Source organism: Mucilaginibacter gossypii (assembly GCF_900100945.1).
GTDB classification, from domain to species: domain Bacteria; phylum Bacteroidota; class Bacteroidia; order Sphingobacteriales; family Sphingobacteriaceae; genus Mucilaginibacter; species Mucilaginibacter gossypii.
On record NZ_FNCG01000014.1, the window covers coordinates 133,771 to 150,838 of the forward strand.

Sequence of the window (17,068 nt, forward strand, 5' to 3'; positions counted from 1 at the left end):
AAAACCAGACATTAACATAATCAACCCAATAAACCACACACCTATTTCTTAAACCCAACCATCTGATGCAGCTTAACCGGGTCATAGATCCGGCCTTCTTTTATTACTACCGATACTTTCCTGATCTCCCTGATATTACGCAGCGGATCACCATCGATAATAACAAGGTCGGCTTGCTTTCCCGCTTCAACCGAACCTGTTGTTTTATCAAGCCCCATCACCATTGCCGGTGTTATCGTTGCTGTTTTGATAGCCTGCGCCGGGGTAAGACCGGCTTCAACATATAATTCAAGTTCGCGGTCAAGACTATAGCCGGGGAACCCCATATCTGTGCCTGCAACAATAGTAACTCCGGCATCATGCAATACCTTAACGGTTTTCTTCATGCTTTCATACAAAGGTTTCAGCTTAGCGGCCTTTTCCGGTTCTTCGCCCATGTTTTTAAACAATGCCTGGAGCGGCAGCGGCAGGGTATAATAGTTGGGCTCCAGTTTGGTTATATCATCCTTAACATTACGGAAGGCGAGCTCGAAAACACCTATGGTGGGATCAATTACCACATGATGGTCTTTTATAAACTTAATAGCCGCAATACTTACCGAATCATCGAAAATAACCGACCTGTCCTTATCCCGTTTCATGATTGAATACACATACTGTACGTGGTTAACCATATTCATCCCCGAATCAACGCCTTGCTGAAGGGTCATGCCCTGCGGGATATGGCCTGTTACGGTTAAACCCAATCGGTGTGCCTCATCACAAATAACTTTAACTATAGCCGGTTTAACCGAACTATAGATCTTGATCTGCTGAAAGCCATTTTCTTTATAACGGTCTACTGCCTTTATAGCATCTTCCTTAGTATCCGCTTGGATAATCCCCAATGCATAAGGCCCTTTGCCGTCAATAATTCCAGCTTTAATGATGTTGGGGCCCACGCCTTTGCCGCCATCAATAGCGGTTTTTATAGCGTTGATATAACCAAATTCGTTACCACAATCGCGCACAGTAGTTACACCTGCTGCAAGATAGGCCGGCCCCCACTCTGCCTGTTCAAAGTGCGAGTGCATATCCCACAAGCCTGGTAAAATGGTTTTCCCTTTGGCGTCAATAAGCTTAGCCCCTGCCGGTATTTTAACCTCACCAACCTTGCCCGTTTGTTTAATAATGCCGTTTTCTATCAAAACAATGGCATTGGGGATGCTTACACCGGTGTTTACATCAATTAGGTTGCCACCGGTAATAGCTATTATCTTATCTGCTTTACCTGTTGGTGCGGCCGCTTCCGCAAATAGCTCCATACCATAAGTAGCCGCCTTACTGATGAGCTGCGGTAACAGTTCTTCGTAAGGTACCCGCATCATTTCCAGTTTGTCACCCTCCGCGTCATTAGTTATCAGGCATATGAGTTTACCTTCATTATCAGTCCAAACCAGTTCGTTACCCCAAACCAGTCCGCTTATGGTGAGCCGGTTAAGCGTGAGCGGTTTACCGTTAAACTTAAGCTGATCAATACCTGCTTTTTTGATCTGTACCGCGCCAAATGGCAGTGTATGGATGCTTGCAGGTTGTTTATGTTTATTCCAATACTGGATGAGCACCTGCTGCACAGTGCCCGGCGAATAGCCCGCTACCGGGAAGCTGGGCGACAGTACTTTTTGTGTATAAGATGAATCGTTAACCCTGATTGCAGCTTCGCCTCCGCGAATAGTTATTTTATCATCAATGGTCGAAAATCTTGAAGTATTGCCTTTTATAGTCAATTCCAGTGGATCGGCTACGGGGTTCACCTTCAACTCGGCAGTAAGCGGCACCGGCGAACCGCGGTCAACAAACTTAAAATCGATATTATAATGAACAGCATCTTTATACTTGTGCACGTAATAGGTTTCCTTACCAATGTGTTGCTCAAACTTATGCAGAAAAAAGGTACCGCTATCGGTTGGCAAATCGGTTTGTGCATTGGCGTTTGTTATTAAGGCCGAAAAGGCGGCAAATAATAATAAAGATGTTTTCATAAGGTCAGTAATGTTAATGTAAGATAACGGTTTGTTTGGGATGTTACAAAACAGTTTTTTTGTGCAGGGACGCATAATTGCGCCTTCTGACCAACCACATCATCAAAGCAAAAAATCTTCACCCAATACTTCTAAACGTTATATTAATCCTTGCCCCCAGCATCCTGCTTGTTTTGGGTACCTGGTGAAGCCAGTGATGCTGCGTTTGCCCCTGCATGATCAGCAGATCGCCGTTGTTAAGTACGACAGATACTTTAGCATTCTTTTGCCGCTTATGCTTAAACTGAAAAACCCGCGAAGCGCCAAATGATACCGAAGCGATTACAGGGTTACCGCCAAGCTCGCTTTCATCATCACTATGCCAGCCCATACTGTTGCTGCCGTCACGGTAATAATTAAGCAGCGCTGTATTAAACCGGTGACCGCATTGCTGCTCCGCCGCCTGCTTAATGCTATTAAGCAGCGGGCTAAACTTAACCGGCACATTTACCACACCTGAATATACATATACTTCATCGCGCTCTCCGTACCAGGCCGTAAGCCGTGGGAAGTTCACTTCCCTGCCGTAGATCTTCATTTTATCCTGCTTCCATGGTGTTTCCTCAACCAGCCGCGTAAATACATCTTCCTTATAAAAATGGGGATAAAGCAATACCTCTCCATCAAAAGGCAATAAGTTTTTTGGCGCACCAAACAGGTTCAGCTGGTCATTATTGAATAGATCCATGTTCAAATATCTGTATTACATACCATAAAACACGATGGGCCACTCTGCTATCAGAATGATAAAACCTATCATTTTGATAGCTTTTCCTCATATTGAGAAAATCTTTCTCATTTTGATAAACTCCTATAACACAAGCCTGTAAATAAAGCAAAAAACGTTGTGGCATGTTTATTGGCCATGCGGCCTCACAATACAAAATAAATTTACGATGGCATTGTTTATCGCTGCTACAGCAAAATTTACAAAACGGACAATAAGTTCCTTCATTGCAGCTGGTATCATCTCCTCTTTTTCCCCTAACAATTTATACATTTCATGAATTCGCACGTTAAGCAACTCACTTTCGCGGGTATGATCGTTACCCTCGGCATTATTTTTGGCGATATCGGTACCTCTCCCCTTTATGTTTTTCAAACCCTGTTGGTTGAAGGCGGTAAGGTGAACCCCGCGCTGGTATTAGGCTCTATCTCCTGTATCTTCTGGACACTCACACTGCAAACCACTTTCAAGTATATCGTTATTACGCTGCAGGCTGATAACAAAGGCGAGGGCGGTATTTTTTCATTATACGCACTGGTAAGACGTTACGGTAAATGGCTGGCTATTCCTGCTATAATTGGCGCAGGTACTTTGCTTGCCGATGGTATCATTACCCCACCCATCTCTGTAACCTCGGCCATTGAAGGTTTAAATTTAGTACCGGCATTTTCAACCGTTATTGTCCCCGGCAACAACCTGATCCTCATTATTGTAATTAGCATCATTTTATTGCTGTTCTTTTTTCAGCAGTTTGGCACCAAGGTGGTCGGTTCGGCATTCGGGCCGGTTATGCTGCTGTGGTTTATTATGCTGGGCGTATTAGGCACTATACAGATAACACATTTCCCATCTATCTTTAAAGCTCTCAATCCTTATTATGGCGCCCATTTACTGATGGACCATCCTAAAGGCTTCTGGTTGTTAGGCGCGGTATTTTTATGTACCACTGGCGCCGAAGCCCTATACTCCGACCTGGGCCATTGCGGCAGGCGCAATATCCAGGTAAGCTGGATCTTTGTGAAAACAACCCTGATATTAAACTACCTGGGGCAGGGCGCCTGGGTGCTGTCACAAGCACCGGGTAAGAACTTTACCGGCGTTAACCCTTTCTTTGAAATCGTTCCCCATTTCTTCCTGCTACCTGCGATAGCTTTGGCTACACTGGCAACCATTATTGCCAGCCAGGCTTTAATCAGTGGTTCATTTACGCTAATCAGTGAGGCGGTAAGCATGAATTTTTGGCCAAGGATCACCATCAAATACCCGTCAAATATCCGCGGGCAGATCTATATTCCAAGCATCAACTGGATACTGTGTATCGGCTGCATCCTGGTATCGCTCTATTTCCGTACCTCAAGCGCAATGACGGCTGCTTACGGATTCAGCATCACCATTGCTATGCTTAGCACTACCATTTTAATGTATTACTTTATGCGCTATGTAAAGCACTGGCCTGTATGGCTGGTTACCATTATCCTGTGCTTATTTGTAACCGTCGAATTCTCCTTTTTTGTAGCGAACGCGGTTAAAATACTAAAACGTTTGTTTTTTGTGGGATTTGAAGTTGGTCTGATCTTTACGATGTACACCTGGTTTAAAGCCCGTAAAATCAATAACCGCTTCCTTCATTTTACCGACATCAAGGAGAAACTGCCTTTACTAAACGCACTGAGCAATGATACTACCATAAACAAATACGCTACGCACCTGATCTATCTTACCAAAGCCAATAATGGCAAACAAATTGAAGAAAAGATCATCTACTCCATCATGAGCCGCCGTCCTAAACGTGCCGACACCTATTGGTTTGTGCACATTGAACGTACCGACGAGCCATACACGATGGAGTACAGTGTTGACCAAATTGAGCCGGGCAAAGTCATCCGCGTAGAATTCCGTTTGGGCTTCAGGATCCAGCCGCGGGTAAACGTATTGTTCCGTAAAGTAGTTGAAGATATGGTTGAACGTGGCGAGATTGATATCTCCAGCAATTACCCATCATTAAAACAATACAATATGGCTGCCGATTTCAGGTTTGTGATCATGGAGAAATTCCTGTCGTACAATAACGTGTTCAACGTATCGGAGAGCTTTATCCTCAACAGCTATTTTGCCATTAAAAAACTGGCCCAGTCAGAAGCTAAAGCTTTTGGACTTGATACCAGTGAAACACGAATTGAAAAGATTCCGCTGGTGGTAAAACCGGTTAATAATATCCACATAAAAAGGGTTGACCCGGTTACGCATAAAGCGGTTGAAGGTATGGGTAAGAAAGTTTTTGCGTAGCGCTAACCGCTATGTATTAACTCCCCCTACATCGCTGTACGTGTTGCCCCTTTTTGCTTCGCAAAGAGGGGCTTTATTTTTCTCCCTTTTGCGCTCATGACATCCTTGTTTATGGAGGAGATTCGTTTGTATCATCTTTAATTCAACATGATTTGGTTGATGAGTTTTATTTGCTTGTAAACCCTGCTGAGATTGGTAACGGACAACAAACCTTTAACCCTTTAAAAAATGATTTAGAGTTAAAATTGGTGAATTGTGAACCATTTGCCTGTGGTGCGGCTTTGCTTTATTATACCAGGGCGTAAAAAAAGGCTCCCTCCTCCGCGCCCGTTCTCGAGAGGAGGTTTTTAAGTTTTTCTCCCTAATGGCGTCACGCCTACCATAATATCAGGGAGCGTGTAAGCTCCTGTTAAAAAGCCATTCAATAATGGGCGCTTGAACCCGCGTTAATATTTTTCACTACCCTTTAAAACAAAAAAAACCCGGCCTTGCGGCCGGGAATTTCATTAGATTTATTGGATTGGTTGGAAATACGTGATTATAATTTTTCGCCGTGCTGGCTGATATCAAGACCTTGTTCTTCTTCTTCGGCCGATACCCTTAACGGCGAGATCATGTCGGTGATCTTTAACAATAATAATGAACCAAAGAATGCGAATATCGATACGCACACTAATGCTACCAACTGTACAAGGAACAGGTGTGTCTCGCCAAAAAACAAACCGTTACCTGTTGTATTATTAGCATTTACATGCTGATTGGCAAATACGCCGGTTAACAGCATCCCCACCATACCGCCAACGCCGTGACAAGGGAATACATCAAGCGTGTCATCAATAGAAGTACGGGTACGCCATTCCACAACCAGGTTACTCACCACAGCCGATATGATACCGATAGCCAGCGAGTGCGGCACCGATACAAAGCCGGCGGCAGGTGTAATAGCCACCAAACCTACAACAGCGCCAATACAGGTACCCATTGCAGATGGTTTGCGGCCAAGCAGCATATCAAAAAAGATCCAGGTAACACCTGCAGCTGCCGAAGCAGTGGTACTGGTTGCCAAAGCGGTAACCGCCAAAGCGTTTGCGCCAAAAGCCGAACCGGCATTGAAACCAAACCAACCGAACCACAACAAGCCCGTACCTATCATTACGTAGGTAATCCGTGCCGGAGAATGATTAGCCTCGTTACGGCGTTTTAAATATAAGGCCGATGCCAGGGCAGCCCATCCGGCCGACATATGCACTACCGTACCACCTGCAAAGTCAAGCACACCAAATTTGGCCAATATGCCATCAGGGTGCCAGGTGCAATGCGCCAGCGGCGAGAATATGAAAATAGAAAACAGTACCAGGAAAATAATATACGAGTTAAAACGGATGCGCTCGGCAAATGCACCAGTAATAAGCGCCGGGGTAATAATGGCGAATTTTAACTGGTACATGGCAAATAATAACAACGGAATGGTTGGAGCGGCTTTCCAGGTGGCGTTACCTAACATGCCCTTCATCATGAAATAAGTTCCGGGGTTACCGATAAGGCCATAAAAGCTATCGCCGAAGGCCAGGCTGAAACCAAAGATCCCCCACATTACCGTAATGATCACCATACAAATAATACTTTGCAGCATGGTGGAGATCACATTCTTCTTATTAACCATTCCCCCGTAAAAAAACGCAAGACCGGGTGTCATGATCAAAACCAGCGCCGTCGACATCAGCATCCAGGCTATATCGCCCGTATTAAAATTGGGATGACCGGAATCCTTAAAATCAACCGACGGAAAAATGAAAGTAAGGGAAAGTATAATTAAGATCAGGAAAAAAGGGAAATACCTCTTCATTTATTCAGAAAAAATATGTTTTAAATCGGCATGAAAGTTAGTGTTTTTTCTAAAAACAAAAGAAAATAATTGACTTTTGTTAAAAAAAACAACTACTACAGATATTTCAGGATAGAATTCGGGAAAATCCCCAATAAAACGAGCAGAAAACTAATAATAATAGCTAAAACAAGTAAATTATAAGATCTTTCACTGGCAACTTCAGCATTTTCTGTTCTTTTCAGAAATAAATACAAAGGAATTTTAAGGTAATAAAACAACGATACCACCGTGGTTATAGCGCCCGTTATCATCAGCGACAACAGCCAGATACTGTGTGTTTGCTCATAGGCGCTGTAAGCCGCCGAAAACACAAATAGTTTACCCGTAAACCCAGCAGTAACCGGGATCCCTGTTAAAGAAATGAGGATAATAACAAAACAAACCGAGGCTACAGGGTATTTTAAGCCCAGGCCCTTATAAGCCTCCACCTCTTCAGCGTCCACAATATTGCTGAAGTATGATGCCAGTGCCAGCGCCCCGATATTGGCCAGCGCGTAAACGGCCAGGTAATAGGTTAATGATGATAAGCCCTGTAAATTAAAGGTAACTACCGCCATTAAAGCAAAGCCGGTATGGCCGATGCTTGAATAGGCCAGCATCCTTTTCACGTTGCTTTGCAAAACGGCCGCAAAATTTCCGGCTATCATGGTAACGATACCAATGGCTGATAAAACAATACTAAAATCAATCCCCTTCCAGTCGGCCGAAAAAAGGAACAAAGGCATCACATTTACCAGCAATGCAAAAGCTGCTATCTTGGGTACGGTTGACAGGTATGCAGTAACCGGCGTGGGCGCTCCCTGGTAAACATCGGGTACCCAAAAATGCATCGGCATAAATGATAATTTAAACCCTATGCCAATCAGCACCAGTACTAAAGCAAATGAAGCACTCACCGGATTTACATTAGGCAACCGGGCTACAATACCCAGCAGATCGAGCGAGCCGCTGAAGCCGTACAGTAACGAGATCCCGTATAGCATGACAGCCGATGATGCCGCGCCGAAAAGTACGTACTTTAAACCAGCTTCGGTACTCAAAGCAGTTTCAGACCGGTAAGCCACCATCAGGTATGACGCTATGGATACCATCTCGATGGCAAGATAAACAGAAAGCAGGTTAATAGCCATGGCCATTAAATGCAGACCTAAAATAGATGCTATGGAAATGGTATACAGGTCTGATAAGCCTTTTGGATGCGCCTTCAGCTTATCATCCCAGGTAAAATTCAATAGCAGGATAAACGATAGCAGATCGATAATGATCTTGAAAAATACCGCCGACCTACGCAGCAGTAACATACTGCCGAAAATAACATGATCGCCGTCAAGGATCAGGGCTACCTGCTGCAGGTCTTTAAACAGCACCAGTAACAAGCCCGTACAGGCTATAATTTTACAAAGCTTTACAGATCTGCGCCCAAATATCAGGTCGGTTATCAGCACTACCAAAAACAGCCCGGTTAAATAAATTTCGGGCATGAAATAGGGTATACTGCCAAAAACATTGGTTAACTGAGCTGATATATGGGGGAGCAGATCGTGCATTTATATTTTATTGTACTATTACTGATTGATTTTTGGGGTATTTAACCTGATATTTTAGTTTCACCTTCTTTTCATCGAGCGAATTTAACATGAAATTCCATGAAACCCTACCTGTTGTTGCATCAGGTTTTGCGCCAGATGTTTCCTGCGCCTCTACTTCGATATCTTTATTTTGCGAAACCGGTACCTGGTCTTCCACCAATAAATTAACCGATTGGCTTTTCCTGTTTTTTACGTCGATAAGCCAATTGCGGGTTTCCTTTTGGTTGGAGCCTGATGACTGGCGCATAGCCAAACCTTTCTCCAGTGTACGGGTAACTACAATATTTTTATCTGTTCCTAACGATAGGTTCAGCGTATCGGTGGTAGCATCGGTATTAATCAGCGACTTGCCAATGTATGTTCCTTCAAAAAACAAGTTGGCCTCGCCAGATAGGAAACTGTATTTATTCCAGTTGGTAAGCTGCGCTGTCAGATACACATCAGTACTCAGTTTAGGCGCTACATAATACTGATAAGTAGCATCAATATTATATTGGCTAATTTCAACGGCATATTGTTTGCCATCGCTTGGCACCGTATAAGGGTTGGCGATATTAAACTCAATATTGGTTTGGTTTTCTTCTTTTTTTACTTCGATAGGAACCGTGTTAATTATATTTTTATCTTGTATTTTCGCAACAGCACCAGTCAAATCCCTTTTATGTTCAACTTCACCATAACCAACTACAACAACTTCATTCAATTGGTTTGAAGCTGACTTTAGCGACACGTTGATCATTGGCGCATTGGCCTGCCTTTCTAATGTCTCATATCCAATAAAACTGTAAGTAAGCACAGCATTGGCGTTAGGTATCTGGATGCTGTAATTTCCACCGGCATCACTTACGGCCCCTATTGATGTACCTTTTACCCGGACGCTTACACCAGGGATGGGGCTGTTATCATCCCTACTCACTACTCTACCCATTACTTTAGTTATTGAAACACCAGTACCTGAATAGTACATACCAAAGTTAAGATAGGTAGGCGTAAGCTCGGGCTTCGCCCCATTTACGCTTGGGTTACCGGTTGATAAGGTAAGCTTTGCGCTTTTCCAGTCCTCACCCGTTTTTTGCGACACGTTGGCTTTGTAAACGATAGTTATTGGACTGTTCACATTTTTAGCACGGATATCGTAGGTAGGGAACCAGCTGGCGTTTCGCACCAGATAACTTAAAGTAAAATTTGCCTGTAACGGAACTTTTGACGATACTGTCACCAAAACATTGCTGGTAGTTTTAACACTTACTTTGTTAATCTCTGCAATTTGTTTGTTATAATCTTCCAGCTGGTCGTTAAACAAATCTATCTGATCATTTACGGCTTGCTGATTCTTTTTGATCTCATTTAAGCGAGCTGTCTGAAAGTCGAGTGTCTGTTTCAGTCTAATCGGATCCAGCGCAACATTAGTACCATTGCTCACCGGGTTTTTAGCCAGCGTGTTAGCTTCTTCCTGGTAAATAGAGAGCATGTTATTTTGCAAGGCTATTTTGTTTCTTACCAGTTTTACATTCGCCTCGATAGTCTGTATATTTTTCTGCCTGATGTCATTATCGGCAAAATCAAGTTCGTGATTAACCGAAAGAATGGTAAAATCGCCGCCTGCATTTACCTGGATACTCTGCACATCAATTCCAGGCGACAGGTTTTCAAACACCAGCGTTGATGTGCCGGGGCTGATATTGACCAATGCGGTGCGACTTACCTGTGCTCCGTTCAAAAACACGGTTACTTTTTGAACTTTGGAGGCTACTTTCTGGCCTTCATCGGCCCTGGTTGCCGCAGTGATAAAAAGTAATGCTGCGGCAATGGATAATTTTTTAAACATAATTCCTTCGGTTAAATACATACCATCTGTTATTTCGCTTATGCCCGGGTTGCCGGGGACAACGTAAATAAAAGATGCAGGTGTATGCACTTTTCCATAAATGAATTTATGTTGAAACACTATTTTTTTATTTAGCCTGTAAAAACTGTATCAATGCCAGTACCGAATCATTGATTTTTCCAAATACCAACGATGGCATCAAACCTAAAGCAAGCGCAGCAACAGCCATTGGTATCAATGCCAGCTTTTCGCGGATGCTTACATCGGTAAGTGCTATTTTCCAAACCTCGCCGCCTTTAAGTGATACTTTTCCGAAGAACATGCGCTGCAGTGTCCACAGAAAATAAGCTGCTCCCAACAGGATACCAACCGAACCGCAAACAGCCATCCAGTATGGCAGCAAACCGTTAACCGTTGGCGATTTAAATGTACCCGCCAGTGTAAATGCTTCGGCCACAAATGCCGAAAAGCCCGGCAAGCCTAAGGAAGCAAAGAATGCTACCATAACAAAGGCCGTATATTGAGGCATCTGGGTGCCCAATCCGCGGAAATGATAAATATCCCTGTCGTGCACACGGTTGTAAACCACGCCCACCAAAAAGAACAGCATCGACGATAAAAAGCCATGGCTTACCATCTGCATTACCGCACCGCTTACACCTTCGGCAGTTTGCGAGGCAATGCCCAGTAACACAAAACCCATGTGCGATACCGATGAGTAAGCGATCATCCTTTTCAGATCGCGCTGGGCCAGCGCATTGCAGGCGCCATATAATATCGAAACAACCCCAATCAACCCAAGCCAAAAAGCGCCGGAAGAAGCTATCTCCGGGAAAATCCCGAGGCAGATACGGATAATGCCGTAACCACCAATTTTAAGCAATACCCCAGCAAGAATGATAGATACCGGTGTAGGCGCTTCAACGTGCGCATCGGGCAGCCAGGTATGCAGCGGTACAACGGGTACCTTGATAGCAAAGGCAATAAACAGCACTACAAAGCCAACCGTGCGTGCGGGCATCCCCAATATGGTTTGATGCGCGGCAGCCGAGAATACCGAACCCTGGGCATAATTAGCCGGATTCATCATCTGGATAATATTAAAAGTATGACTTCCTGTTGCCGGATCGCTTACAGAAAGGTATAAACCAACCATCACCAGCAGCATAAACACCGAACCAAACAGGGTATACAAGAAAAACTTGATGGCCGCATACTCCCGGCGTACACCGCCCCACATCCCGATCAGGAAATAGAGCGGCAGTAACATGAGCTCATAAAACAGGTAAAACAGGAAGAAATCCAAAGCGCAGAATACACCCATCACGGCCATATCCAACAGCAAAAACAAAAGGAAGAAACCTTTGAGATTGCTCTTGATTTCCCAGGAGGCCAGCGTAGCAACCACCATCACCAGTGCCGACATTACCAATAGGGTTACCGAAATGCCATCTATCCCTACAAAATAATCTATCTGCATTTTGCCCATGCTGCCCAGGTTAAGGGCAATCCATGGCAGTTTCTGTACAAACTGAAACTGGTCTTCATGGTTAATACCTGCTGTTGCCGCACCTGTTTTAAAGTTAAGGTAGATTGCGATGCTGATACCCAGCTGCAAAAGCGTAGCCAGCAGGGTAATATATTTAAAACTCCCCCGAACCGACGATGGCAGCAATACGATCACCAACGCAAACAGTACAGGTATAAATATGAGTAGGGTTAGTAGGTTCATTAAATTCAGATCAGTATTTTTAAAATAAAGAGTACCAACACAATGAGCAGCATACTGTACAGGTAGTACTGCACTTTTCCATTTTGAAATTTACGTGCAAAATTGCCAATACTTTGCACTAATGCAGCCATTGAATGCAAAAATCCGTCGACAATATATTTATCACACCAGGCGGTAAGGTCTGCCACCGCCCTGCTCAGCCGTTCAATTGAATGGATGAGTCCGTTAATAATATTCCTGTCGAACCAGAAGCAGGTTTTACCCAGGCCAAGTATAGGTTTTACGATTACTTTTTTATAGATCTTATCCAAATACCATTGATTATAGGATAAGCGGTAAAAGAAGCCGGTTTGCGGAAACGAGAACGTATTTCTTTTTACGTAGATAGCATAGGCCGCGTACATTACAAAAACGCTTAAGATATTCACCCCTATCGGAATAATGGTATGGTAGATATTTTCGCGGGCCATGAATTCGGCAGGTTTTAAGCTTTCGAATAGCCAGGCTTTTTCATAAAAGAAAGGATTAAGCGAAAATAAGGGGAACAAACTGCAAACCGCCAGCAGGATCAATGGCACACGATATTGCCAACCACCATCGCTGATATGTAGTTTAATGTCAGGGTGATGTTTCAACAAGCGAAACTCTCCGAAAAATATTTTCACTATTAACCTTGATACGTAAAAGGCAGTAAGCCAACTGGTAAATAATGCACCTGCCGGGATCAGTTTAAGCCATGCGCTTCTACCCTCGCTCCATTCAAACGCCTGGATCAGGATGCCATCTTTTGACAGATAGCCAGAAGTAAGCGGAATACCTATAAGCGCCAGTGAACCAACAATTGCCACAATAAAAGTTAATGGCAGCTTTTTACGCAAGCCACCCATGTACTGAATATTTTGCGGGTCGATATCCAGGTTATTTTCCTCCTTGATATGTTGCATTTCGTGAATCACAACCCCGGCCACCAAAAACAATAAACATTTAAAGAAAGCGTGCGTAGCCAAATGGAATAGCGAAGAGCCATAAGCTCCAACCCCCATCGCAAGGATCATGTAACCCAGTTGCGATATGGTTGAGTAAGCAAGCACCCGTTTTAAATCGTTTTGCGTAAGCGCGATTGTGGCGGCCATAAAAGCGGTAAAGCAACCTATTACAGCAAGAACCGTTAACTCCGTATCGGTAAACAAAGGATAAACCCTGCCCAGCAGAAATACACCGGCAGCCACCATAGTAGCCGCGTGGATCAGCGCCGAAACTGACGTCGGCCCTTCCATGGCATCAGGTAGCCAGGTATGCAAAGGGAATTGTGCCGATTTTGCGGCCACAGCAAGGAAGATCCCGGCGCAGGCTATATACTGCCATATCGCGGGTAATGTAGTCATTGCCCCCCGTGTCCAAACAGAGCCATAATTAGAAGGCATCCTATCAGGAGCAAAAGCCCATTGCCCGTTATCAGGCCCCATAAACTTAACAAGTCCATGTTGTCCAAATAAGGCATCAATATCAAACGTATGAAACTGGGCAAAAATGATAATGATAGCACTTAGCAAACCGATATCGCCGATACGGTTCATGATAAAGGCTTTTTTATTGGCCTGTACGGCTTTATCCTTAGTGAACCAGAAACCGATAAGCAGGTATGATGAAAAGCCCACTAGCTCCCAGAAAGCATAGAACAGCACCATGCTATCCGCCACCACCAAAGCCAGCATGCTGAAACAAAAGAAACTTAAGTAGGTAAAATAACGACTGTACCTATCGTCATGCTTCATGTAAGCAGTGGAATAGATGTGAACAGGCAAGGCAATCAGCGATACCAACAGCAGCAGCAGCGCCGACAGATTATTAAGCAGGATGCCTGCGAAGACTTTGGTGTTGCCAATGGTAAACCATAGTTTTTGGGTGTGCAGCGGTTGCTGGTTCCACACCCTTGCAAACACAATGGCTGATAATACGCAACCCACCAAAATGGCCAGTGTTGAAATCCAGCCCGCTGCTTTACTTTTTACCGGCAGGCAAAAGTTGATGATCGAGGCCGCCAACGGTAAAGCCACAGCTGCAATGGTGTAGCTGATGATGGTTTGATCGGTATGTAAAAGCGCGGTGCCCAATTAGTTTTTTTATCTTCTCTGTAGAGACGCATAATTGCGTCTCCGAATGTACATTTCCGCTTGTCCTGCGGGAGACGCAATTATGCGTCTCTACAATATTTTAATCCCTCAAATTTTTAATCTCATCCGGGTCAATGGTTTTATATCGCCGGTAAACATTCAGGACGATGGCCAGCGCAACCGCTGTTGTTGCCGCGGCCAGCACAATAGCAAACAAGGCGAACACCTGTCCGCCGTTATTTAGCTTATCATATTTACCAAAAGCTACCAGGTTTAAAATGGCGGCGTTCAGCATTAGTTCAATTCCTATCAATACTTGTATCGAGTTACGTTTGGATACAATCATGTACATGCCTGTGCAAAACAATAACGCGCCTACCAGTAAAAAATCGGTTAACGTGATCATGCCCTGCCCTCCTTACGTGATAAATGTGCCGCACCTACCAAAGCCATCAGCAATAAAACAGAAATGGCTTCAAAAGGCAGCAGGTAGGTGGTCATGAGGTTAACGCCTATATTATCTATAGTTGAAGAGGTTGGCGTTATCTCATTTTTTTGTGCGATGGCCTGTTTTACCCATGGCAGCTTATCAGCATCGGCTTTAAGGATAATGTTTACAATCACCGCTAAAAACAGCGCAGCCAGTATAACAGCCGGTACTTTAGCCATGTTAATGAATTTTCCTTTGTGTTGCTCTATCACATTTAGCGTTTCACGACCAGAAAGCATAAATGCAAAAAGGATTAACACCAAAATGCCTCCCACATAAATTACCACTTGCGTTACGGCAACAAAATCGGCAAGGGCAATTACATACAAGCCAGCTAATGCAAACAAGGTCACAAAAAATATAAAAATACTCCTGACCAGGTTTTTACTTAAAGCAGCATATAGCGCCGAGCCAATAGCAATAAAACTCATTGTATAAAACAGTAAGCGGACCAAGGTCATGCCCCACCCTCCTTTTGTTTCATGGCGGCTAATTTGGCAGCCTGTTTTTCGGCCTGTTGTTTGTCAAAAAGGGCACGCTTTTCGGCGGCATCTTCGGGCGTCATATCCGAAAACTGGTAAACCAGATCGCTTAGCTGAAAAACTGTTTTATCGTACTGGTTGGTCATGGTAATGCATTCAGTTGGGCACACAATAGTACACAAACCACAATACATACACTTGGCCATATCAATATCAAACTTGGCTGCATACAAACGTTTGGTAGTACCGTCGGATGTTTGGCCGATAGCTTCCGTAGCCTTGATCGATTCAATATCGATACAATTAACGGGGCAAACCTTGGCGCACAGATCACATACGATACAGTCATCCATTTCCACATCCAACTGGTAGCGGCCCACTTCAGGTACCGGCAGTTGCTGCTTAGGATATTGAATAGTGTTGGTGCCATGCTCCAGTTGCTTAAAATAATTGCTATCGCTCACGGTTACAATCTCCCTTTTGCCGTTACCCGCAAAGAGATGCCGGATGGTAAGGCTTAAACCTTTCCATGCCGTTGTAAACGCGTTAATTACTTTCTGAACCATGATTTTTAGGATTTTAGGATGCTCAGGATATTTCCTTTACTACTGCTAATCCTTGTTTCTTATTATTCAATTAATTACAAATCTTAATTCTTTTAATTCCGAAATCGAATATCCGACATCCGAAATTAAAAATCACATCAGCCACAACCTCCATACACCCGATATCAGCATACAAGCGAAAGCCACCGGGGTCAATACTTTCCAGCAAAGGTTCATGAGCTGGTCAACCCGCAAGCGGGGCAATGTCCACCTGATCCACATCTGAACACCCACCAGGCCCAATGTTTTTATTACCACCCATAATATCCCCCAAGCCACCCCGGTTGTCCAGGTTGCCAGTTTAACACCGCCGATATTAGGCAACGGTGTATTCCAGGCCCCTAAAAACAAGATCACTGCTATCATGGATACCAGGAACATCATCGAGTACTCAGCCAAAAACACAAGCGCAAAGCGGATGCCCGTAAACTCGGTATGAAAACCGGCTACCAGTTCCGATTCTGCTTCTGGAATGTCAAAAGGAGCACGGTTACTTTCGGCCAGTGAAGCTATAAAATAGATCACAAATGCGATGAGTAAATGTGGCGCTCGGAATACATTCCAGCTAAATAAACCACCTATCTGAGATACATCCCAAAAACCGGCAAATTTTATCTTTTCAGCAGCCAAAATACCCTGCTGAGCAGAGATCACCTGCAAGTCGAGCGTTTGAGCAATCATTACAACAGATATGATGGCAAAGCCCGCGGGGATTTCGTACGAAATGATCTGAGCCGCCGAACGCATAGCACCAAGGATAGAATACTTATTGTTTGATCCCCATCCTGCCATCAAAATTCCTAACGTTTCGATAGAAATAATGGCAAAAATATAGTAGAGACCGATATTAGTCTTTGAAGGGATAAGCCCGGGGGCCCAGGGTAGCGCGGCGAAACCGAGGTATACAGCAATGAATATTACCGCCGGCGCCAACATAAACAACCACTTATCTGCCGCTGCCGGGACGATCAGCTCTTTCTGAAGCATTTTTAAAATATCGGCCAGCGTTTGCAGCGAACCATATTTTCCTGTTTCCGTTGGGCCAAGCCTGTCTTGTATAAACGCTGATATTTTACGCTCGGCATATACACCGAATAAAGCGAAGAAGGCCGAAAAACTGAACAACCCAATTGCTGCAATAAAATATGTAAAATAATAGTTCAACAGGAATTTTTGCTTAAGGGTGCAAACTTACTAAATGTTGAGTTATTTAGAATGATTAAATTATATATTAAGTTGATAGGAGAACCATGATTTACCTGATTTA

Annotated in this window: 13 protein-coding genes; 2 read left to right on the forward strand and 11 right to left on the reverse strand. The window is 44.0% G+C overall.

Annotated elements, in window-relative coordinates; genetic code table 11:
- Nucleotides 1–41 precede the first annotated feature (41 nt).
- Nucleotides 42–2,021 carry an amidohydrolase family protein gene (locus tag BLS28_RS22215; protein WP_176844540.1) on the reverse strand — a complete coding sequence of 660 codons (1,980 nt, stop codon included), beginning with the start codon at nucleotides 2,019–2,021 and terminating at the stop codon, nucleotides 42–44.
- 118 nt (nucleotides 2,022–2,139) lie between these two features.
- Nucleotides 2,140–2,748 carry an alpha-ketoglutarate-dependent dioxygenase AlkB family protein gene (locus BLS28_RS22220; protein ID WP_091172529.1) on the reverse strand — a complete coding sequence of 203 codons (609 nt, stop codon included), beginning with the start codon at nucleotides 2,746–2,748 and terminating at the stop codon, nucleotides 2,140–2,142.
- A 315-nt stretch (nucleotides 2,749–3,063) separates the two neighbouring features.
- Between BLS28_RS22220 and BLS28_RS22230 the strand changes: the two genes are divergently transcribed.
- Together BLS28_RS22230 and BLS28_RS31630 are read left to right on the forward strand one after the other, a co-directional pair.
- Complete coding sequence (locus BLS28_RS22230) at nucleotides 3,064–5,073, forward strand: KUP/HAK/KT family potassium transporter (protein ID WP_091172535.1); 2,010 nt, start codon at nucleotides 3,064–3,066, stop codon at nucleotides 5,071–5,073.
- Nucleotides 5,074–5,126: 53 nt separating this feature from the next.
- Nucleotides 5,127–5,378 (forward strand): dihydrofolate reductase family protein, encoded by a 252-nt coding sequence (locus tag BLS28_RS31630; protein WP_091172538.1) that lies wholly within the window; start codon nucleotides 5,127–5,129, stop codon nucleotides 5,376–5,378.
- Between the two features lie 233 nt (nucleotides 5,379–5,611).
- On the opposite strand, the gene BLS28_RS22240 is transcribed toward BLS28_RS31630, so the two are convergent.
- The 9 genes from BLS28_RS22240 to BLS28_RS22280 all read right to left on the reverse strand — a co-directional run bounded on the left by BLS28_RS22240 (nucleotide 5,612) and on the right by BLS28_RS22280 (nucleotide 16,965).
- Entirely contained in the window at nucleotides 5,612–6,919 is a 1,308-nt protein-coding gene (locus tag BLS28_RS22240; protein ID WP_091172540.1) for an ammonium transporter, read from the reverse strand.
- A 95-nt stretch (nucleotides 6,920–7,014) separates the two neighbouring features.
- The gene (locus BLS28_RS22245; protein WP_176844541.1) at nucleotides 7,015–8,442 is read right to left on the reverse strand and encodes an NADH-quinone oxidoreductase subunit N; all 1,428 of its coding nucleotides are present in this window, start codon (nucleotides 8,440–8,442) and stop codon (nucleotides 7,015–7,017) included.
- A gap of 73 nt (nucleotides 8,443–8,515) precedes the next feature.
- Nucleotides 8,516–10,498, reverse strand: coding sequence for a mucoidy inhibitor MuiA family protein (locus BLS28_RS22250; RefSeq protein WP_091172546.1), 1,983 nt, complete (start codon nucleotides 10,496–10,498; stop codon nucleotides 8,516–8,518).
- Nucleotides 10,499–10,505: 7 nt separating this feature from the next.
- Nucleotides 10,506–12,110, reverse strand: a complete 1,605-nt coding sequence (locus BLS28_RS22255) for a complex I subunit 4 family protein (RefSeq protein ID WP_091172548.1) — start codon at nucleotides 12,108–12,110, stop codon at nucleotides 10,506–10,508.
- A 5-nt stretch (nucleotides 12,111–12,115) separates the two neighbouring features.
- Nucleotides 12,116–14,224 carry an NADH-quinone oxidoreductase subunit L gene (gene nuoL / locus BLS28_RS22260; RefSeq protein ID WP_091172551.1) on the reverse strand — a complete coding sequence of 703 codons (2,109 nt, stop codon included), beginning with the start codon at nucleotides 14,222–14,224 and terminating at the stop codon, nucleotides 12,116–12,118.
- 100 nt (nucleotides 14,225–14,324) lie between these two features.
- Nucleotides 14,325–14,630 (reverse strand): NADH-quinone oxidoreductase subunit NuoK, encoded by a 306-nt coding sequence (gene nuoK / locus BLS28_RS22265; protein ID WP_090531905.1) that lies wholly within the window; start codon nucleotides 14,628–14,630, stop codon nucleotides 14,325–14,327.
- Nucleotides 14,627–15,145, reverse strand: a complete 519-nt coding sequence (locus BLS28_RS22270) for an NADH-quinone oxidoreductase subunit J family protein (protein WP_256337510.1) — start codon at nucleotides 15,143–15,145, stop codon at nucleotides 14,627–14,629. The genes nuoK and BLS28_RS22270 overlap by 4 nt, the downstream gene beginning before the upstream one ends.
- 26 nt (nucleotides 15,146–15,171) lie before the next feature.
- Entirely contained in the window at nucleotides 15,172–15,762 is a 591-nt protein-coding gene (locus tag BLS28_RS22275) for a 4Fe-4S binding protein (protein ID WP_091172557.1), read from the reverse strand.
- Nucleotides 15,763–15,894: 132 nt separating this feature from the next.
- Nucleotides 15,895–16,965 (reverse strand): complex I subunit 1/NuoH family protein, encoded by a 1,071-nt coding sequence (locus tag BLS28_RS22280; protein WP_091172560.1) that lies wholly within the window; start codon nucleotides 16,963–16,965, stop codon nucleotides 15,895–15,897.
- Nucleotides 16,966–17,068 lie beyond the last annotated feature (103 nt).